Source organism: Planctomycetota bacterium, from assembly GCA_035384565.1.
Lineage (GTDB): Bacteria > Planctomycetota > PUPC01 > DSUN01 > DSUN01 > DAOOIT01.
Map to the genome: position 1 here is coordinate 1 of DAOOIT010000086.1, position 20,478 is coordinate 20,478.

Here is a 20,478-nt window from a genome sequence, read left to right on the forward strand (position 1 = left end):
GCTTTGGCGGCGCGTTTGCCGCGATTGACGTGGTCTGAGCCCGCCGTCCTTCCTCACTCCGGAGCCGGGGGAACGCGATTCTCCCGGCTCCTCGCATGCGCCGCCTGCGCCTTGCTGCCCTCGCTTCGCGGCCGATGCTGCGCGAATTGTGCTTCGGGCCTTGCATGACGCAGGCAAATCTGGTTCTTATGAGGGGCAGTGAACTGGGGTTCCTCCCGCCGCAGCGAAGGGCGAAGAGGCGTCCACGGGGCCACTGACACATGGAGGATGCTCAAATGACCAGGCGATTGGGGATCGTGTTGTTGCTCGTCGGCGCAGGCATTGTGGGCTGCGCCGTGCCGAAGCAGAGGCAGCGGGCCGCGGCTGCCGCAACGTTCGCGGGGGACCTGGCGTTTCTGAAGAAGCATTCGGACGTGCTCGTGCTCTCGGACAAGTCAGGCCAGGCCCAGGTGGCTGTGGTGCCGCTATACCAGGGCCGCGTGATGACCAGTTCGGCGACGGGGCCCGAGGGGCTGAGCTTCGGGTGGATCAACCGCGAGCTCATCGCCTCAGGCCAGCGCAAGCCGCAGTTCAACCCCCTGGGCGGCGAGGACCGCTTCTGGATCGGCCCCGAGGGCGGCCAGTTCTCCATCTATTTCCCCAAGGGCGCGAGCGACAAGTTCGACTTCAAGGACTGGCAGGTGCCGGCGCCCATTGACTGGGGCGGGTGGAACGTGGTGGCCAGCGAGCCGACCCGGGCGCATTTCCGCAACTCCTTCTCGCTGGTCAACTTCTCGGGCACCAAGTTCGACGTCGTGGCCGATCGCATCGTGCGTCTGCTCGACCCCGAGGCCATCAAGGCCAGCTTCGGCATTGACCTCCCCGGGGGCGTCAAGGCCGTGGCCTACGAGAGCGACAACAGCATCCGCAACGCGGGCCAGAACGCCTGGGTGCGCGAGACCGGAGCCCTCTCTATCTGGATCCTGTGCATGTACAACCCCTCCCCCGCCACCACCGCCGTGATCCCCTATCTTCAGGGGCCGGAGGACCAGCTCGGCCCCATCGTCAACGACAGCTACTTCGGCAAAGTGCCGCCCGACCGCCTGAAGGCCAAGGACGGCGTTATCTTCTTCAAGTGCGACGGCAAGCAGCGCGGCAAGATCGGCCTCAGCCCCAGACGGGCCAAGCCGATTATGGGCAGCTACGACGCCGCGAACCGCGTCCTCACCCTCGCCACCTACACAAAGCCCGAAGGGGCGACAGACTACGTCAACTCGATGTGGGAGATTCAGAAGGAGCCGTTCAAGGGCGACGTGGTGAACAGCTACAACGACGGCCCCACGCCGGCCGGCCCGCCGCTCGGCCCCTTCTACGAGCTGGAAAGCTCGTCCCCAGCGGCCTTCCTGAAGCCGGGCGAGAGCCTCAAACACGTCCATCGCACCATGCATCTCGTCGGTCCCGAGGCCGAGCTCGACAAGATCGCCCGTGCGACGCTGGGCGTGGGCCTGGCCGACATCAAGGCCGCGTTCCAATAGGCGTTCCGCCCTGAGGCAGATGGCCACGTCGGCGCGACGGGTTGGTTGCCGGTTGGCCTTCGCGCAACCAGCGGGACGGGAGGTCTGCCCGGCTGGCCTGGTGGTTCTGGGCGAGCAGGGCCGGTGTCGTCGCGCGCTGGACACGAGAGGTGTCTGCCTGCCGCCTTCGGCTGCCGGCAGGCTGCGCCGGGTGCCTGAGGCCGGCCTGTCGCCGTCCGCCTGTTTCCTCACCCAGGTAGTTGTCCATGGACATCGCATTCATTGTGACACCCTTGCTGCTGCTCTTCGTGGTTCTGGCGGCTGTGTGGCTCGACCGCTGGAGCGTTCCTGTCATTGCGGTGGCGCTGGGGGCCGGGATACTTTTCGGCAGCGATGTGCTGGGCCTCTGGCACTTCGACGATATGGTACTGACCCACCACGTCGCTAATATCGCCTTGGTCTTCATTCTCTTTCAGGGGGGCTTCGGAACCAAGCGAAGCGACTTCAAAGCGGTGGCTTGGCCAGCGGGCGGGTTGGCCACCTGGGGCGTGCTCCTCACGGCCGCAGCCACCTTAGGCACCCTCTGGGGCCTGCTGGGCTGGCCCTTCGAAAGGGCGTGCCTTCTCGCCGCCATTACCTCATCCACGGACGCCGCAGCCACCTTCTCCATCTTGCGGAGGCAGTCGCTCCCTCCCAAGCTAGCGTCCACCATCGAGATCGAGAGTGCCGCCAACGACCCCATGGCGGTGCTGCTGACCGTGGTGGCGGTCCAGAGCTTCGCACACGGGCAGACGCAGTGGCTCCTCGTCATCCTCACGTTCGTGTGGAAGTTCTCCGTCGGCCCCCTGGTCGGCTGGGTGCTCGGCCGTGGCGCGCTCTGGCTGTTCAACCGCCTACGCCCACAGGACAGGGCGCATTACTACGTGCTGCTCCTTGGGGTAGTTCTCCTGACCTATGGCTTGGCCGAATGCGCGCAGGCCAGCGGCATGCTGGCGGTGTTCGTGTGTGGGTGTGTCATGGGCAATCACCCGTTCGTGCACCGGCAAGGCGTCGCCAACTTCTCGGCAGCATTGGCCGCCATCGTCAACATCGGCATGTTCCTCATGATGGGACTCCTGGTTTTTCCGCACCAGTGGTCTGGCGTGTGGCTGGACGGTGTGGTGCTGTTCCTCGTGCTGGCCCTGGTCGCGCGGCCCATCGCCGTGGCCCTAGGCTTGCTGGGGATGCCGTTCGCCTGGAAGAAGAAAGTCTTCATCGCGTGGGCGGGCCTGCGCGGAGCGGTGCCCATCGTTCTGGCCACCTACCCGGCAGCCTATGGCCTGCCGGACAGCCAGGACATATTCAACCTCGTCTTCTTCGCCGTGCTGCTCTCGGTGCTCGTGCAGGGGTCCAGCCTCGGAATCGTTGGGCGCGCATTGGGCCTCTCGGCGCATGCTCGCCCCAAGCCACCATATAGGCTGGAGTTGCTCGCCATGGCCGAGACCGACCTGGACCTCGTGGTGGTTGACCTGCCGGGGCCGCTGGGCATCGCAGGCCCCCTGGTCCGCGACCTGGAACTCCCACCGGATGCTCTAGTCATCCTCGTCACGCGACGCGAGCGGGCGCTGAGCCCCAGGGGCCACACGCAACTGGAGGGCGGGGACCAGGTCACCGTGCTGGCGCACGCCGCCGACGAGGAGACGATCCGTCAAGCCTTAGTCGCACCCTTCCGCCCGCCGGCCGACAGCTAGAGTCCGTGCGGAGGCCCACGCAGCGCTGCGGCGCAGCGCGGAGAGCACGGGGCAAGCGTTGCCAGCGTCTCCCTTCTCATGCTCGCGTTCGCATTCCCCTGCCGCAACCCCACCGGGATCGAGGGGTTTCACCCCGGGGGTGGAACCTGTCAGGTGTCCTTGCGTCTAATACTGAATGATGCCATAATATGGGCCGATCCGGATTCCCCCTGCGCAAGGAGCCCTCGATGGCAGATGCCGCCGTTCAGACCCAGGCTGAGGCCGTGCAGGACCAGGACGTGCAGGCGCTGGAGCGCTTCCGCGCCGCCTGCACGCAGCTCCGCGAGGAGCTCCGCCACATCATCGTGGGACAGGACCAGGTGGTTGAGGAGGTGCTGCTGGCGATGTTCTCGCGCGGCCACTGCCTGCTCGAGGGCGTGCCCGGCCTGGCCAAGACGCTGCTGGTGCGAACGCTGGCCCGCGTCCTCTCGCTCCAGTTCCACCGCATCCAGTTCACGCCCGACCTGATGCCGTCGGACATCATCGGCACGGAAATCCTCCGCGAGGACAAGGCGACCGGGCACCGGGCCTTCGAGTTCGTCCGCGGCCCGCTGTTCGCCAACATCGTGCTGGCCGACGAGATCAACCGCACCCCGCCCAAGACCCAGGCCGCCCTGCTCGAGGCCATGCAGGAACACCGCGTGACCGCCAGCGGCAAGGAATACTACCTCCACGAGCCATTCCTCGTCCTCGCCACGCAGAACCCCATCGAACAGGAAGGCACCTATCCCCTGCCCGAGGCCCAGCTCGACCGCTTCATGTTCCACGTGCGGGTGGACTACCCGGCCTTCGACGAGGAGATCGAGGTAGTGCGCCGCACCACCACCTTACGCGACCCCGAGGTCAAGCACGTGCTCACGGGCGAGGACATCGTGAAGCTCCAGGACCTCGTCTATCGCATCCCCGTGCCCGAGCACGTCTATCGCTACGCCGTGACCCTGGTGCGCAAGACGCGGAAGAAGGAGGCCGACTCGCCCGACTACGTGCGCGACTGGGTGGCCTGGGGCGCCGGGCCGCGGGCCTCGCAGTACCTCATCCTGGGCGCCAAGGCCCGCTCGATCCTCCTCGGGCGTGGCTATGCCTCGGTGGAGGACGTCAAGGCCGTCGCCGCCCCTGTGCTGCGCCATCGCATCCTGCTCAACTTCAATGCCGAGGCCGAGGGGATCACATCGGACGACGTGGTGGCGCGGCTGCTGGGCGAAGTGCCGGCGATTGAGGCGGAAGCATGACCCGTGATGCGTGACGCGTGACGCGCGGCAGGACGAGAGCCCAGGGTCTCTCCTCTCTCCACGCCTCACGGGTCCGGGACGCATCACGACACCGCGCGGGGCATCACGCGTGCCAGCAAGCAGAGAACGCCAGATTGACCGCAAGGCCGTGGCCAAGATCAGCCGGCTCGAACTGCGCGCGCGCCAGGCCGTCGAGGGCTACTACTCGGGCATCCACAAGAGCCCCTACCACGGCTTCAACGTCGAGTTCGCCGAGTTTCGCGAGTACTCGCCCGGCGACGACCCGCGCTACATTGACTGGCGGGTCCTCGCCCGCACCGACCGCTTCTTCATCAAGCAGTTCGAGGCCGAGACCAACCTGAGCTGCTACATCCTGCTCGACACGAGCGGCTCGATGGACTTCACGACGGCCCCCGAGACTCGCCTCGACTATGGCGCCGGTCTGACCGCCTCGCTCGCCTTGCTGATGCTCCACCAGGGCGACCAGGCGGGGCTGGTGACCTTCGACAATGCGGTACGGGCCTTCATTCCGCCGCGCGGCAATGCCCGGCACTTCTCGGCCATCCTCGAAACCCTGGAGAACCTGAAACCCGGCGCCGACACCAACATCGCCGCCGTTCTCCACGAGATCGCCGAGCGCATTCGCCGCCGCAGCATGGTCATCGTCATCAGCGACCTCTTCGACAACGTGGAGGCGCTGCTCAACGGCCTCCAGCACTTCCGCCATCGGCGCCACGAGGTCATCGTCTTCCACCTTCTGGACGACGCGGAGCTCGAGTTCCCGTACGACCGCGTGACGCTCTTCGAGGGCATCGAGCGCGGCGAAGAGATCGTGGTGGACCCGCGCCTGATGGCCGAGAGCTACCGCACGCGCTTTCGCCAGTTCCTCGAGCGCCTGCGCAAGGGTTGCACCGAGAAGAACATTGACTACGAGCGCATGCAGCTCTCGGACCCGTTCGATCGGGCGCTGACGGCGTACCTGGGAAGGCGCCGATGACTGGGCTGGGACGGATAGGGCCGATGGAACAGAGGGGACACCGGCGGCACGCGGTCGCGCAGGTTTTGCCGGTCCTATCGGTCCTATCAGTCCCATTCGTCCCATCGGTCCCGTAGGCATCGCAACGCAAGCGGGCACAGTATGCGTTTCCTCCATCCCGAGTTCCTCTGGCTCGCCCCGCTCGTCGCGCTGCCGATCCTCATCCACCTGCTGAACCGCATCCGGTACCGGCGGGTGCGGTGGGCGGCGATTGACTTTCTGCTGACGATGGAGCGGCGGGCGGTGCGGCGCGCGCGGCTTCGCCAGATCCTCCTGATGGCGCTGCGCATGCTGCTGCTGGCCGCCGCCCTCGGCGCGCTGCTTCAGCCGGTGGTGCGGGGCGGCCTGGCCGCGCTGCTCGGCGGCAGCCGGCAGGTGGCGGTGCTGCTCGACGCCTCGGCCTCCATGTCCGCCACCGGGCCGGGAGGCTCGGCGTTCGAGCGCGGCAAGGAACTCGTGTCGCATACCCTCGATGCCCTCCCCCGCGGCGCGCGCGTCGCGGGCGGCTGGTTCGCGCACAGCTACGTCTCGCCCTTCCGCGAGCCGCTCCAGGACCGCGCGGCCGTGGCCGCCGTGCTCAAGGACGCGCGTCTCACCGGCGGACACGGCGACGTGCCGCGGGCGCTTCGAGCCGCCGCGGAATCCCTTGCCCACGGAGGCGGCGGCGGCACGATCTGGCTGCTCACCGACCTCCAGGCCAGCGGCTGGCGCGCCGACGAACAGGGCGAGTGGCAACAGGTGCGCGAAGCCCTCGCCAGGGCCGGCAAGCCCCAGATCATCATCACCGACCTCCACCCCGGCGTCGAGAGCAACCTCTCGGTCGTGGCCGTGAGCGTGGCGCCCGCTGTGATCGTGGAGAACGACGCGCCCAAGCTCACCGCCACCGTGGAACTGCGCGCGAGGGGCGAAGCCAGCGCCGTCGCGAGTCTGGCCCTCTTCCTCGACGGCCGCCGCGTAGACAGCCGCACACACCAGTTCGCTGAGCCGGGCAAGGCCGACCTCGTGTTCAACCTGCCCCCCCTGAAGGCCGGCCCGCACGCAGGCTACTTCGAACTCAGCCCCGACGCCCTGCCCGGCGACGACCGCCGCTACTTCCTTCTGCATGTCGCCGCGCGGGTGCCCGTGCTCGTCGTGGACGGCGCCCCCTCGTCGGTGCCCTTCGAGAGCGCCGCCGACTTCGTGAAGCTGGCCCTCCAGCCGCCGGAGGCCGGGGCCATCGAGCGGTCACCCTTCGCCGTCCAGGCCGTGTCACTTCAGGAACTGGCCGGCACCGACCTCTCGAAGTTCGCGGCCGTGGTGGTGGCCGACGTGCCGCCCCTGCCGCCCGACGCGGTTCAGCGCCTCCACGACTACGTCACCGCCGGCGGCCTGCTCCTGCTCTTCCCCGGCGCCCACACGCAGATCGAGGCCTGGAACGGGGAGAAACTCGCCGGCGTGCCGCTCCAGCCTCTTGTCGAGGCCGAAGGCGACAAGCAGATCAAGCTCGGCCCGGTGGCCCCCGTCAACCCCGTCGTGTCCCAGTTGCCCGCGGAGGGCCTCGACCGTGTGCTGCTCGCGAAACTCTTCCGCCTCAAGCCCGACGCCCAGACCACCGAGGCCCTGATCCACACCGAGCGCGGCGAGCCATTTCTCGTCCGACGCCAGAGCGGCCGGGGCAAGGTCTATGTCTTCGCCGTGTCGGCGCAGCCCGACTTCTCGAACTTCCCCTTCACGCCGCCCTTCCTGCTGATCCTGCACCGAGCCATCCACACCCACCTCGTCGAGGGCGCAGCGCCGCTCGCCCTGCCCACGTTCACCGAGTTGCGGCTGACGATGCCACCAGGGGACCACTTGGTGCTCACGCCCGACGGCGCCGCCGTGCCCGTGATGCGGCCGCCCGAGGGCGACCTTCTGTTCACAAGGACCGAGGCGGCGGGCATCTACCGCCTTGTCACCGGCAGCGCCGCGCCGGCGGACCCCGGGACGGCGCCTGCCGTGGCCGCGCTGAATCCGCCCGCGCAGGAATCCGAGCTCGAGCGCCTCGACGCCGCCGCGATCAACGCCCTGCTGCCCGACAGCTCCATCAGCTACCTGCGGGCCGACGGCGGCGTGGAGTCCATCGGCCAAGGCACGGAGGCGCAGAGCGCGGCCTCAACGTTTCCCCTCGCGGCCATCGCCCTGGTGTTCCTGCTGGGCGAAGTGCTCCTCGCGTGGTCCATGGGCCGGCCCAGCGCCGCCGGGAGGCAGGAATGAACACGATGCGCGTGGTCTTCGACTGCCCCCTTCCGCCCTGGCTCGTCGCCGCCGCGGCCGCCGTGGTGGCGGGCGTGGCCTTATTCTTCCTGCGGCGCGACACCGCCCACCTTCGCCCCCTGGTGCGCCGGACGATTCTCGCGCTGGCAGCGGCCGCCGCGGTGCTGCTCGCAGGCATCCTGCTAAGCCCGAAGTTCGTCCGCACCTGGCCCGACCCCCACAAGCCGCTGTGCACGGTGCTGGTGGACGGTTCGCGCAGCATGCTGCTGACCGATTCCTACAGCGGCAAGCTGCTCGAGCGGCTCAACCCCAAGGAGGCGCCCGCCGCCGGGCCGCGCGAAGTGGCGCGCCAGGAGCTGGTCAGTCTTCTTCTCGCCCCCGGCCCCGAGGGCTGGCTGACCAAGGTGCGTGAGAGCTTCGACATCGCGGCCTGGCGCTTCGCCGGCTCCCTGGACGCGCTGTCGCTGAGCCCCGACGCACCGCCCTTCGAGGTCCACCCCGAGGGTTACACGACCGCATTGGGCGAGGCCCTCGACCAGGTGACCCGCGGCGTCGGCGGCGCGCGGCCGAGGGCCGTCGTCCTCCTCAGCGACGGCGCCTGGAACACCGGGCGCGACCCCTCCGAGGTGGCGCGCGTGCTCGGGCGCATGGGTATCCCGGTCTTCCCGATCGGCATCGGCAACCCCAGCCCGCCGCGCGATGCCGCGGTGGTGGCGCTGCGCGCGCCGAAGAGCGCCCTGCTCGGCGACGAGGTGCTGCTGAGCGCCGACGTGGGCTCGAGCGGCATGGGCGCCGCCCGCCTGCCGGTGCAGCTCGTCAGCGGCGCCGACGTCATCGCCGAGAAGCAGGTCGTCACGCTGCCCTCGGGCCAGCCGGTCAGCGTCAGCTTCACCTTCGTGCCCGACACGCCCGGCCTCCGCACCTTCAGCGTCCGCATTCCCCGCCAGGAGGGCGAGCAGGACGAGGCGAACAACTCCGCCAAGGCCAGCATCGAAGTCTCGGAGCGCAAGATTCGCGTGCTCCTCGTGGATTCCGAGCCGCGCTGGGAGTTCCGCTTCCTGCGCAACGTCTTCGAACGCGACCCGGCCGTGCAGCTCACCGTGTGCCTGCTGCGCCCCGGCCTCGGGCCGATCAAGGGCGAGGGCTACCTTGATGCCCTCCCCACGCAGAAGCCGCAGTTCGCCGAATACGACCTGTTCTTCCTGGGCGACCTGAGCCGCGAACAGATGCCTGAGGAGTTCCTGAAGGAACTGGCGGATGCGGTGAAGGTGCGGGGTGGCGCGCTCGTGGTCATCGCGGGGCGGCGCCAGAACTGCCGCGGCCTCGCAGGCACCCCCGTGGCCGCCATCCTGCCCGTCGCCCTCGGGGGCGCGGAGGGGGGCGGCCGGGGCGAGCCGTTCACCGTCGAGCTGACTCAGGACGGCGCGAGCCACCTGGTCACCCGTCTCGCGCCCGACCCCGAGGAGAACCAGAGCGTCTGGTCGCGGCTGCCCAAGGTCCGCTGGTCGGCGAGCGTGGGCGGCCTGGCGCGCGGCGCCACGGCGCTCCTCGTGCACCCCTACCGCCTCGCCGGACAGTCGAAGCTCCCGCTCCTCGCCGTCCAGCGTGTCGGCATGGGCAAGGTCCTGTTCCTCGGCATCGAGGAGACCTGGCGCTGGCGACAGGAGGTGGGCGACAAGTACCACTACCGCTTCTGGGCGCAAACGATCCGCTGGATGGTGAAGCGGCAGTTCGCCGAGGGCGACCCGCGCGCCCGGCTGTCGCTCGACCGCACCGAATGCGACGCCGGCGAGGCGGTGGAGGTGGAAGCCTATTGCCTCGGCCCCGACGGCTTCCCGCTCGAGGCCGCGCGCGTGTGGGCGAAGATCGACTCGGACGCTGGGGCCTCCCAGCGCCTGGCCCTGGCCGCGGCCCCCGGCGGCTGGGGCATCTACCGCGCGATCTTCAAGCCCGACAAGCCCGGCAAGTACTCCCTGCGCCCCATCGTGTCGGCCTACGGCGACGAGCCGCTGTCGTCCGTCGCCATGCTCACCGTGTCTCGGGCCGACCTGGAGAAGAAGTTTCTCGCCCAGGATGCAAACACGCTGAATTCTATTGCACTCGCGAGCCGAGGGCAGTATCTTAGAGTAGACGAGAGCGATCGGCTGCCCTCGCTGCTGGCGGCGAAGGTCGAGCGGCGCATGCTCACATCCGAGCACTCTCCTTGCCGCCATTGGCTGTATTATTCGGTGCTCGCGCTGCTGCTCGGCGCGGCGTGGCTCATCCGCAAGAGGAGTGGGCTGGCATGAGCGCACCAAGACGGTCCCATCTGCCCGATGCCCTGCGACGCGTGATTGACGGCTACCGCCGCCGCTGGCGCGTCGTGTACACCCACACGGGGTTGCTGATCACCCTGGCCGTGCTGGCCTCCACCGTGGGCGCTGCCGTGGCGGCCGACCGGATGCTGCGCCTGTCGCCCGTCCTGCGCTCGGGGGCCCTGGCGGCGATTCTGGGCGCCTGCGCTCTGTGCCTGGCCCGCTGGGTGCTGTGGCCGGCCGTGCGGCGCCTGCGCGACCGCGACGCCGCGGCGCGCCTCGGCCACCACTTCCCGAAGGTGGAAGAGGACCTCGTGAGCGCCGTGGAGTTGAGCTCCGAGAACTTCGATGAGCAAGGCATCTCGCGGGGCCTCGTTCAGTCGGCTCTGCGCCAGATCGCCAACCGCGCCAGCACGGTGGACCCGCGCGTCGCCGTGCCGGTGAAGCCGTTGCTCAAGGCTGGCGCTGTGGTGGCCGTCCTGCTCGCGCTGCTCCTCGGGGCGTACCAGGTTTTCCCAGAGGCGGTGCGCAACGCCCTCACGCGGCTCTTCCGGCCCGACGCAGGCGTGCCCTATTTCTGCTACACGAAGCTCGCCATCGAGCCCGGCGACCGCGTGGTGCGCGTGGGCGACGCCGTGGAGGTCCAGATCGCTACCTCGGGCGAGCCTGCCCGCATGGCCCGCCTCTACGGCCATAGGGGCACGGGCGGCGAGACCTCCGACCGCATCGCCGTGACCCTGGCGTGCGACCAGGGCGCTGCGCGCTGGAATACCGGCCCGCTCTTCAAAGACCTGCACTACCGCGTGGCCGCAGGCGACGCGCTGTCGCCCTGGCACCACATCCGCGTGGTGCCGCCGCCCTCGCTCAGCAAGAAGAGCGCGGTTCTGACCCTGCCGAAGTACGCCGAGAACGCGCAGCGTGTGGTCGAGCCGATCGAGGGGCCGCTCCAGGTCGTCGAGGGCACGCAGGTGGTCATCAAGGCGACGCCCGTGACCCGCGGCCCCGAGCCCGAGTTCCAGTGCCGAGGCGAGTTGCGGCTGGACAACGCCACGTACGCCCTTGCGCCCGATAGCTCGGGCGCGTTGGCCTCAGCGCCATTCGCCCCGAGGAAAAGCGGCGAGTACGCCATCACCCTCACCGACGGCTTCGGGCTGACCAACCGCGCGCCCGAGAGCGTGTACATCAAGGTCGCGCCCGACCGCGTGCCTGTGGTGGCATTCGCCAGGCCGGGGCGCGACCTGTTGGCGTTGCCCGGCGAGCGGGTGACGCTCGAGGCCACGGCGCGCGATGAGTTCGGCGTGCGGGGCTTGACCCTGGCCTGCCGCACCCTCAAGGCTAAGGAGGCCGCCGAGGCATCCGAACGCTGGGAGCGCCGCTCGCTCAAGGAGGGCGGCCCCACGGTGGCCGAGCTGGCAGCCACGGCCGACCTGGTGATGGACCAGCTCGGCCTCGCCGCGGGCGACGTGCTGGAGTACAAGGCCGAGGCCGCCGACTATGCCGACGACGCGGTGCTCCGCCGCGGCTCCTCCCCCACCTACCGCATCACCGTGCTCAGCGAGCTCGAGCACCTCGAACGCGTGCTGAGCCGCCTCAAGGAGCTTCAGCTCGAGATGATGCGCCGCGCCGCCACCCAGCGCGCCCAGAGCGCGCAGGCCGAGGCCCTCGCTCGGGCCGCCACCAAGGGCGCCGACGGCCAAGACACCAAGGAGGGCAAAGAGGGCAAGGAAGGGAAGGAAGGCAAGGAAGGCGACGAGGCCAAGAAAGGCAAGGGCACAGAGGGTGACGAGACCGCCGCCACCCGCGAGGCCGCGCGCAACGCGCACGATCGCCAGACCGAGGAGACGCGCGCCACCGAGCACCTCGCCCGCAAACTCGAGAGCCTCATCCCCGAACTTGCCCGGAACCCCTCGACACCCACCGAGATGATGTCCAACATGGAACAGCTTGGGCGCGGCGTGCGTCAGACGGCCAACGACCCCATGCAAAACGCCGCCGACCAGTTCGCCCGCGCCGCCCAGGGGCAGCAAGGCCAGCCGGGCCAGCAAGGCGACCCGCCCCCGCTGCGCATCGCCCAGGAGCAGACCGAGGAGGCGGCCCGCCGCCTCGAGCAGCTCGCCCAGATCGCCGAGCGCATGCAACGCCGCGGCATCCTCGAGAAGCTCGCCGCCGAGGCCGAGGCCCTCGCCGCCCGCCAGCGCGAGATCAAGGACAACCTCGTCCCCCTCGCCAAGGAGACCCTCGGCACCGACCCGAAGAACATGACCGACGAGCAGAAGCGCCGCCTCGAGCGTCTCATTCTCGCCCAGAAGGCCATCAAGGAAGGCGTGGACAACCTGGGGAAGGAGATCGAGAAGGCCGTCGGCGCCCTCGCCTTCTCGAACCCGAGCGACGCCGCCACCGCCGAGGACGCCAAGGCCAAGCTCGACGAGGACAAGGTGTCGGAGAAGGCCGACACGGTCACCCGCCGCCTGGGCGAAAACGCCCTCTTCTCGCAGGTGCCGGAGCAGGAGAAGATCGCCAAGTCGCTCCTCGCCGTGGCCGATATCCTCCGGCGAAGCGGAGACCAGCTCGATGCCTTCATGAAGGAGATCGAGGAGTTCATCCGCCGCCAGAAGGCCATCAACGCGGGGATCGAGAACGCCATCAAGAAGGTCGAAAAGGCCAAGCGTCCCGCCGAGCTCGGCGGCGAGCAGGCCACGCTCCAGCGCGACGTGGCGGAGCAGGCCAGCGCCCTGCACTGGCTCGCCCGCGAGATCGCCGGCTTCCGCTCCCAGACGGCGGCCAAGCTCGACGCCGCCTCCAGCGAGATGGGCCTTGGCGCGACCGACCTCTACGCGAAAGCCCTCCCCGAGGGGCTCGAACACGGCAAGCGCGCCCTCGCCCTCCTCGAAGACGCCCGGGAGAAGCTGAGCCAGGAGATGCAGCAGATGCAGCAGGCCATGATGAGCGCCCAGATGATGCGCGCCCTCCTGCTCCTCCAGCGATGCCTCGTGGGCCAGAAGCGCGTGAACGCAGGTACCCTCGAGGCCGACGCCCTGCGCGCACGCGAACCCGAAGCCTACGACCAAGCGACCGCCGCCCTCGCCATCCGTCAGAGCAGGGTGCGCGTGGACGCCGGCAAGCTGGCCCAGCTCATCGCCCAGTTCCAGAGCGCCGTCGCCCTCGTCAATGCCTCGGCGGGCAAGATGGACGTCAGCCGCCTCGCCCTCGGCGGCGGCGACACCGGCAAGGAGACCCGCGAAGTGCAGCGTCAGGCCCTCGCCCTCCTCGAACAACTCCTCCAGGAGGCAATGGGCGGCGGCATGGGTGGCGCTATGGGCGGCATGATGGGCGCCCGGGCACAGTCCATGATGCAGATGATGGGCGGCAGCGGCGGCGGCTTCGACGGCGGCACCAACGCCCCGATCATGCCCGCCAGCCTCCAGGAAGCCAAGAGCGAAGACTGGCGCCGCGCCCGCTCACGCTTCGACGAACAGCTCGGCGCAGCCTTCGAGGGCAGCATCCCCGCCCAGTACCGCGACCTGCTCAACGCCTACTTCGACCGCTTGCGCAAGGAACCGATCCGGTGAAGACAGGACCGATAGGACAGATGGGGCCGACCGGGCGGACGGGAGCCGCTCGCTCCGGGGGCTCCGTTCGTTCCCTCGGGATTCTCTTGGCGCTCCTGTGCGCCCCCATCCTGCACGCGGGCGAGGACATCAAGGTCACCCCCGAGATCGAGCGCGCCGTCACCCGCGGCCTCGACTACCTGGCCCGCACCCAGAAGCCCGACGGCTCGTGGCCCGACAACTACGGCCAGGTGAGCGGCGTGGTGGGCCTCGCCATGCTCGCCTTCCTCGCCCACGGCGAAATGCCCGACGAGGGGAAATACGGCCTCGTCATCCGCCGCTGCGTGGACTACATCGTGAAGAACCAGCAGGCCAACGGCCTCCTCTCCAGCGAGAGCGGCAGCCCCATGTACAGTCACGGCTTCGCCACGCTCGCTCTCGGCGAAGTGTACGGCATGATTGACGACCCGCGCGTGGGCCCCGCCCTCAAGAAGGCGGCCGGCCTTACCGTCAGCTCGCAGAACCAGCGCGGCGGCTGGCGCTACAGCGTCAATTCCACCGACGCCGACACCACCGTCTCCGGCGCCCAGATGATGGGCCTGCGTGCCGCGGCCAACGCCGGCATCGAGGTGCCCATCTCGACCATCCAGCGCGGCGTGGCCTTCTACAAGAGCTGCTTCTGCCCCGGCGGCGGCTTCGGCTACACGGGCGCCGACAGCCCCAGCCCCGCGCGCAGCGGCATCGGCCTCCTCATCCTGAGCCTCTCCGGCGCCTATCGCTCGCCCGAGGCCAAGGCCACGGCCGACCTCCTGCTCGCCGGCGGGGGCGGCTACGGCCATTTCGGCTACTTCCACTACGCCGCCTACTATTGCTCCCAGGCCATGCTCCAGGCCGGCGGCAAGTACTGGCGCCACTGGAACGAGACGATGACCCCCATGCTCCTCTCGATGCAGAGCCCCGACGGCTCCTGGTCCGACCGCGGCAGCAGCGGCGGCGTCATCGCTGCCACGGCCTTCGCCCTGCTCGCCATCGAGATCAACTACAACCTGCTCCCGATCTACCAGCGGTAGCAGGCAGGAGGCCCCGACCATGAATGCTCGCCTTAGCATCCCACGGGCCCTCGCCATTGCGGCGCTGGGCGTGGCCGCGCTCACGCTGAGCCTTCCCCGAGGAGCCCATGCCGAGCGCCTGCCGGTCCCGGCTCAGCAGCTCATCGAGGTGAAGGACGGGGCCGAGGTCAACCTTGCGCAGGCCCAGCTCCAGATCAATGCCGAAGGGCGGAAGATCTTCGTGCCACAGCCCCGCGGCGCCGACGACACGCTCGACGACTCGGCCAAGGGCGGCAAGAAAGGCGAGGGCGACGTCGTCACCACCATCCGCGGCGACAAGATCGTCGGCAAGGTCCTCACCATCGAGACCGGCGGCAAGCTCCACCTCACCGCCCCGCACTTCGAGGGCGAGGTGGTGATCCTGGCCTCCGCCCTCGACACGGTCGAGCTCAACCCCACCGAGAAGGCCAAGGGCGACGACGAGGTGGCCCTCAGCAACGACGACCGCATCGTCGGCGAGGTGGCCTCCATCACCCCCGAAGCCGTCATCATCGAGACCAAGGCCACCGGGCCCGTTAAGGTGGACCGCAAGATCATCCGCTCCATCAGCTTCGCGCGCGGCAGCGTCACCGCACTCGAGAGCAACTTCGAGAGCGGCAAGATCGAGCCCTGGACGGCTCGCGGCGGCGGCTGGACTGTGGCCAACGGCGCCCTCACCTGCAACACGCAGGGCGATTGCCAGACCGTCTTCGCCAAGTTCGATCAGCGCGAGGCCATCACCATGGAGGCCAAGGTGCAGGCCACCTTCGGCCGGTACATCCACGTCGAGCTGATCCTGGCTGCCGACAACACCGAGGGCCAGTACGGCACCAACAGCCTGATCGCACGCTTCTACGCCAGCCAGTTCAACCTCATGGTCATGCAGAACGGCGGCATGAACTCCTTCGCCGACCGCCACATCGGCCGCCTGATGACCGAAGCCACGGTGCGCGTGGCCTACGACCCCGCCAGCAACAAGGCCCGAGCGTGGCTCGACAGCACCGACCTCGGCGAGTACGCGGTCCCGGGCAACGTGGCCCCTGGGAAGTTCGTGATGTTCAACGCCCGCTACCCCTGCCGCGTGACGCGCCTGCGGGTGGTCCAAGGCGTCGTGGGGCCGACCGCCGTCGAGAAGGAGGAGACCACGGATGCCCACGTGGTCCGCTTCGTCAATCGGGACCGCGTCGCCGCCACCGATCTGGCTCTGGCCGAAGGCAAGCTCACCCTGAAGACGGCGTTCGGCGACATTGCGGCCGAGGTGGGCAAGGTGCAGAACATCAACTTCCAGACCAAGGGCATCGAGAAGCCGCGCAGGAACAAGGGCGACGTCCTCGTCGAGACCTTCGACAGCCGCTTCACCCTCCAGTTCGAGCGGCTCACGGACCAGTACCTGATCGGCAAGTCCGGTTCTCTGGGCGACGTGAAGGTCCTGCGTTCCTGCCTCAAGCGCATCTCGTTCAACGTCTACAAGTAGAGGCCCCCATGAACCGCACCTGGCTGTTCACTGCGTTCGTGTTCCCGCTCCTCGCCTCGAGCGCCCCGGCAGGCCCTGCACGGGTGACCGCTGACCGGGTGATCCAGGCCCTCATCCGCGACCTGGGGGCCGAGAGCTACACGGCCCGCGAGCGCGCCACCACGGCCCTGCGCCTGGTCGGCCAGCCGGCCCGCAAGGCCCTCGAGAAGGCCGCGGAGTCGGACGACCCGGAGGTGCGCCTCCGTGCGCGCGACGTCCTCAGCGACGTCGTCCTCGGCATTGGCCCCGACTGGCCGGCCGACATCGTGCTCCTCGTGCGCCACTTCGACGACATGCAGCAGCACGAGCGCAGCAACGCCATCTACCGCATCGCGCAGTTGGGGGCCAAGGCCGTGCCCTTCCTCCTCAAACGCATGGAGACTGGCACTCCTAGCGAAGCCAACTGGGCGCTCAACGCCCTCCAGCAACGCGCCAACAATGCCGAAGTCTGCGAGGAAGTCATCCGCCTGCTCGGCGAGCCCGCCAACGACCAGCAGGCCCGGGCCCTCGCCTGGGCCCGCGCCCAGCGCGGCCAGGCCCTCGCGGGCATCGAGGCCATCGTCACCCAGCGCCCCGCCGACCTGAAGATCAACAAGGCCACTGAGGTGACGATCGAGGATTCCCTCGCCCGGCTCAGAGCCGGCAAGGCGCAGGAGGTGCTCGCTGAGGCCGAGAACCTGGCCAAGGCCGACCCCGCCGATCCTCGAGCCCTCTACCTCCAGGCCGAGGCCCTCATCCTGCTCAATCGCGACAAGGAGGCCCTCAGCCTTCGCGACAAGGCCGTCGCCCTCAGCCCCGACCAGCAACAGCCACACTACCTGGCCGCCGAGATGCTCACCAGGCTCGGGCGCCATCGCCTCGCGGTCAAGGAGTGGCAGCGCGTCATCGAGACCGAGCCAGCCGACACCGAGTGCGACGCCACCGCGTACCTGAACCTGGGCGCTATCCACACGGCCAATGGACTCTTCGAGTCCGCAGCCCAGTATCTTGAGAAAGCTCTCCAGACTCTGAGCAAGTCCAAGGACCAGGAGAAGGTCAAGCCCCTGGCCAGCGCGCTCCAGATGGAGGTGGACCGCCTGAGGCAACGGGCCGCCTCGTTCCCCGTTTCGCCCGAGGCCGTGGTCGAGGACGCCGTGCCCGCCAACGAGCTTCAGCTCGAGGTGCGGGTGATCCCCAAGGAGGGCAAGGTCGAGGACCTCCAGAAGGCCCTCGCCACAACGGCGGCGCAGTTCCAGATCATGGTCGAGCTGCCGGAGGTTGCCATCCTCGACCTTCCGGCAGCCGCGCTCCGCTATGACAAGGCCAAGAAGCAGCTCCTTCTCCTGCTGCACGATTCCCCGGCCTGCGACCCCCTGCCCTTCGACCTCCAGGGCAACGAGGCCCGTGTGGCCCTCCATCTGCCCGGCATCACGTACCTCTACAAGGTAGAGGCCTCCGGCACGGCCGAGCGGCTGGCACGCTTCGAGAAGGATTACCAGGTCACCCTCAAGCCCGGCCTCAAGGTTTCCGGCCTGGCCAGCCCGGCACTGCGCATCAACGGCGTGGCCTATGAGTGGGAGAAGGCCCTGGCCGGCATCCCCTTCGCACGGCTGCCCGAGCAGTTCGATGTCATTGTGGAAGGCACGGCGCCGCTGGGGCGGCGGATGACCGTGCGAGCAACCGTCGCGGCCACCGAGCCGGCGCCCGAGGGCCCCAAGCCAGCCTCCGAGCCGGCATCCAAACCCTGAGAATGCAACCCTGATGCTGCAACCAAGTCGCCTGCTTCCTGGCCGAGGCCGCCGCGGCGCCTTCCTGCGCGCGGTGGCGGGCATCTTCGGCGTGCTCGTCGGCTGCGCCCCTTTCGCGCAAGGCTCGAGTCGCGCTCCCAGGCCGGCAGACAGGGCCTTCTTCGCCGTTCACTTGGCTCATGTCCCTTCGTGGCGCGACTTTGCCTTCCTGGCCGCCGTCCCTGCGGCGACGGTCCGTTGCAATGGCGCCCCTGCCCTGATCGCTCTGGATGAGTCGGGGGCGATCACGCGTGAGATGGATGATTACCTGCTCCGCTACAAGCCCCAGGCCCTCTACTGCCTCGGTCCGCTGCCCCGGGAGGCCGAGGGAATCCGACGACGCTGGCAGGCGCTGGCGGCCGATTCGGCCGACTCGGCCGCCGCCGTGCTGGCGCGAACATTCTGGAAGTCGGCCGACACCGTGGCCATTTGCCGTGAGGGAGACTACGGCATGGCCCTCGTGGCATCGGCGTTGGCGGCCAGGCTCCGATCCCCCCTCCTGTTCACACACCCGGAGAACGCATCGGCAGCCACGGTCGGCCTGCTCAAGGAGCTTGCGGTTCACAGGGCCGTCGTGGTCGGCACGGCACCCAAGGCTGCCTCCGCCCTCAAAGACAAGGGCCTTGCCGTTGTTGAACTGAAGGACACAGCCGCCGTGCTCGCGTGGATGCGCGAGCAGAAGATGCCATCCCCGTACCTCGCCATCGCCAATCCGCTCGATCGCGAGGCCACGGTCGTCAAGAAGCTCTCGCTCGCGGCCCCGCTGCTCGCGGCCGCCCGCCAGGGCGTCGTGGCGCCACTGCCCTATCGGACGATGTGGAAGCAGCCCTTCGTGGGCGCCGAGTGCAAGGCCGGCGCCCCCAAGGGAGCGCCCGAGAGCCGGAAGCCGCCGCGAATGGGCGTCACGACGGTCAACGGCCACGCCTTCGCCTTCGTGGTCACCAGCGGGAAGAATGAGAAAGACTACTTCGCAGTCAATGTGGACCTGAACAGCAATGGGGACTTCTCCGATGCAGGCGAAGGCCCCTTCCGCACGGGCGACGTGGTGACGCTGGGCGGCCAGCGCTACTCGGTCACGCTCGGCGAGAGCAACGGCGCCGGCAGGGCCGACGTGCGCCTCACCTTCCCGTGCGCCGACCAGATCGTGGCCGACCTGAAGGCGCTCTATGCGGCCGCAGGCGGCCCGCCCGAACACCTGTGCCTCGTGGGCTTCCCCGACGCCATCCCCCACGCCATCGTCCGCGAGGGTGAAGGCGGCAGCAACCGCGATCTCCCCTCCGACTTCCCCTTCGCCAATGCCGACGGCGACCTCTTCGGCGAAGTCGCCGTGGGCCGCCTCATCGCCGAGAGCGCAAGCTTCGCCACGCTCTACGCCAGCCGTGTCATCACCTACCCTCACCTGCTCGACCCCGCGTGGGCCGCGATGGCTGGCCAGGCCCGTTGGGAGAATACCTACGCCAAGCTCTTCGAGAACGTCGGCTTCACGATGGCGCCTCACCACGATGTGGACACGCTGCGGTGGCTCGAGGTGCCCACGGAGAAAAGCAAAGGCAAGCGTGCCCAGGCGTTCGAGCAGGATTCGCCTCTCACGCGCGTGGCGGTGCTCGCCCATCAGGCCCACTCGTGGTGGCATGACCTCGGCCAGACCTACGACTGGGAGTCCGACGTCCTGCTCGCGCCCACGCTGGTCGAGTCGGGCGGCTGCCTCACGACGGCGTTGGACCGACAGCCCGACTTCCGTTCGGTCGTGGCGCGGCTCCTGCGCAACGGGGCCGTCGGCTTCGAGGGCAATGCGCTCCCGGCGATCGCCTACGACGAGCAGCAGCGGATCGTGTTCTGGAACGCCATCCTCGAGGGCGCGACCCTCGGCCGCGCCCACCTCCGGGCGCAGAACAGCGCCGTCGCGGTCGTGCTCGAGACCGATCAACTCGCCGGCGGGCCGAACTACTACCAGCTCTACATCCGCGGCCTGTTCGGCGACCCCGCCTTCGCCCTCCGAGTCCCGTCCCCGCCCAAGGCCGCACCGGCGCGCGTCGAGGCCAAGGGCGACCTGGTCTCCGTCTATGCCCCTGCCCAGTGGTGGCCCGTCAAGATTCGCGTGCCCGAGGACTGGAAGAAGTGGAACGGCAAAGACCTCTACGTCCTCCGCGGCGCAGGCACCTTCCCCAACCGCCACTGGATCGGCGAAGGCTACGATGCCGAGGAGACCTACGTCGAGGCCACCCTGCGCACGGCGAGGAAGGTCAGGAGCATCGAGCAGGTGCAGAACCCACCGAAGCCGCTCGGCTGGTCGGGCCGGTACGTGGCCGACGAACACGCCGATGGCACGCGCACCTATCACTGGCGCGTGCGGCTGGTGGACTTCGATCAGCCGAAGGGCACAATCCTCCACCAAGTGGAGCGGCTGGACTACCGCATCACGTTCGAGGACTAGGAGCCTGTCCAAGAATCCGCATGGGACTGCGACGCCCGCGATTCTGGCCGCAGGCTAGGAGCACGGAGGAGGCGAT

General features: G+C 68.9%; 11 protein-coding genes. All 11 read left to right on the top strand.

All coding sequences use genetic code 11. The annotated features are described in order from the left end of the window. Positions 1-275: 275 nt before the first annotated feature. The 11 genes from PLE19_21230 to PLE19_21280 all read left to right on the top strand — a co-directional run bounded on the left by PLE19_21230 (position 276) and on the right by PLE19_21280 (position 20,402). Positions 276-1,514 (top strand): hypothetical protein, encoded by a 1,239-nt coding sequence (locus tag PLE19_21230; protein ID HPD17469.1) that lies wholly within the window; start codon positions 276-278, stop codon positions 1,512-1,514. 245 nt (positions 1,515-1,759) lie between these two features. Continuing rightward, complete coding sequence (locus PLE19_21235; GenBank protein HPD17470.1) at positions 1,760-3,223, top strand: potassium/proton antiporter; 1,464 nt, start codon at positions 1,760-1,762, stop codon at positions 3,221-3,223. Between the two features lie 227 nt (positions 3,224-3,450). After that, positions 3,451-4,491, top strand: coding sequence for a MoxR family ATPase (locus tag PLE19_21240; protein HPD17471.1), 1,041 nt, complete (start codon positions 3,451-3,453; stop codon positions 4,489-4,491). Positions 4,492-4,600: 109 nt separating this feature from the next. Continuing rightward, on the top strand, positions 4,601-5,488 hold the full coding sequence (locus tag PLE19_21245; GenBank protein HPD17472.1) for a DUF58 domain-containing protein: 888 nt from the start codon (positions 4,601-4,603) through the stop codon (positions 5,486-5,488). A 141-nt stretch (positions 5,489-5,629) separates the two neighbouring features. Then, positions 5,630-7,759, top strand: coding sequence for a BatA domain-containing protein (locus tag PLE19_21250; protein ID HPD17473.1), 2,130 nt, complete (start codon positions 5,630-5,632; stop codon positions 7,757-7,759). Beyond that, positions 7,756-10,047, top strand: a complete 2,292-nt coding sequence (locus PLE19_21255; GenBank protein HPD17474.1) for a VWA domain-containing protein — start codon at positions 7,756-7,758, stop codon at positions 10,045-10,047. The genes PLE19_21250 and PLE19_21255 overlap by 4 nt, the downstream gene beginning before the upstream one ends. After that, a complete protein-coding gene (locus PLE19_21260) occupies positions 10,044-13,622 on the top strand; it encodes a hypothetical protein (protein ID HPD17475.1) in 3,579 nt (1,192 codons plus the stop codon). Before PLE19_21255 ends, PLE19_21260 begins: the two co-directional genes overlap by 4 nt. An 86-nt stretch (positions 13,623-13,708) precedes the next feature. Next, positions 13,709-14,671 carry a terpene cyclase/mutase family protein gene (locus PLE19_21265; GenBank protein HPD17476.1) on the top strand — a complete coding sequence of 321 codons (963 nt, stop codon included), beginning with the start codon at positions 13,709-13,711 and terminating at the stop codon, positions 14,669-14,671. A 19-nt stretch (positions 14,672-14,690) separates the two neighbouring features. Beyond that, positions 14,691-16,163: a hypothetical protein gene (locus PLE19_21270; protein HPD17477.1), complete on the top strand. Its 1,473-nt coding sequence runs from the start codon at positions 14,691-14,693 to the stop codon at positions 16,161-16,163. Positions 16,164-16,171: 8 nt separating this feature from the next. Continuing rightward, positions 16,172-17,929 (top strand): hypothetical protein, encoded by a 1,758-nt coding sequence (locus PLE19_21275; GenBank protein HPD17478.1) that lies wholly within the window; start codon positions 16,172-16,174, stop codon positions 17,927-17,929. 13 nt (positions 17,930-17,942) lie between these two features. After that, positions 17,943-20,402: a C25 family cysteine peptidase gene (locus PLE19_21280; GenBank protein ID HPD17479.1), complete on the top strand. Its 2,460-nt coding sequence runs from the start codon at positions 17,943-17,945 to the stop codon at positions 20,400-20,402. The last annotated feature ends 76 nt before the right edge of the window (positions 20,403-20,478 follow it).

Excerpts from the sequence above, each read along its gene's own strand:
- PLE19_21230 (HPD17469.1), top strand. The coding sequence starts at position 276 with ATGACCAGGCGATTGGGGATCGTGTTGTTGCTCGTCGGCGCAGGCATT.
- PLE19_21235 (HPD17470.1), top strand. The coding sequence starts at position 1,760 with ATGGACATCGCATTCATTGTGACACCCTTGCTGCTGCTCTTCGTGGTT.
- PLE19_21240 (HPD17471.1), top strand. The coding sequence starts at position 3,451 with ATGGCAGATGCCGCCGTTCAGACCCAGGCTGAGGCCGTGCAGGACCAG.
- PLE19_21250 (HPD17473.1), top strand. The coding sequence starts at position 5,630 with ATGCGTTTCCTCCATCCCGAGTTCCTCTGGCTCGCCCCGCTCGTCGCG.
- PLE19_21255 (HPD17474.1), top strand. The coding sequence starts at position 7,756 with ATGAACACGATGCGCGTGGTCTTCGACTGCCCCCTTCCGCCCTGGCTC.
- PLE19_21260 (HPD17475.1), top strand. The coding sequence starts at position 10,044 with ATGAGCGCACCAAGACGGTCCCATCTGCCCGATGCCCTGCGACGCGTG.
- PLE19_21270 (HPD17477.1), top strand. The coding sequence starts at position 14,691 with ATGAATGCTCGCCTTAGCATCCCACGGGCCCTCGCCATTGCGGCGCTG.
- PLE19_21275 (HPD17478.1), top strand. The coding sequence starts at position 16,172 with ATGAACCGCACCTGGCTGTTCACTGCGTTCGTGTTCCCGCTCCTCGCC.
- PLE19_21280 (HPD17479.1), top strand. The coding sequence starts at position 17,943 with ATGCTGCAACCAAGTCGCCTGCTTCCTGGCCGAGGCCGCCGCGGCGCC.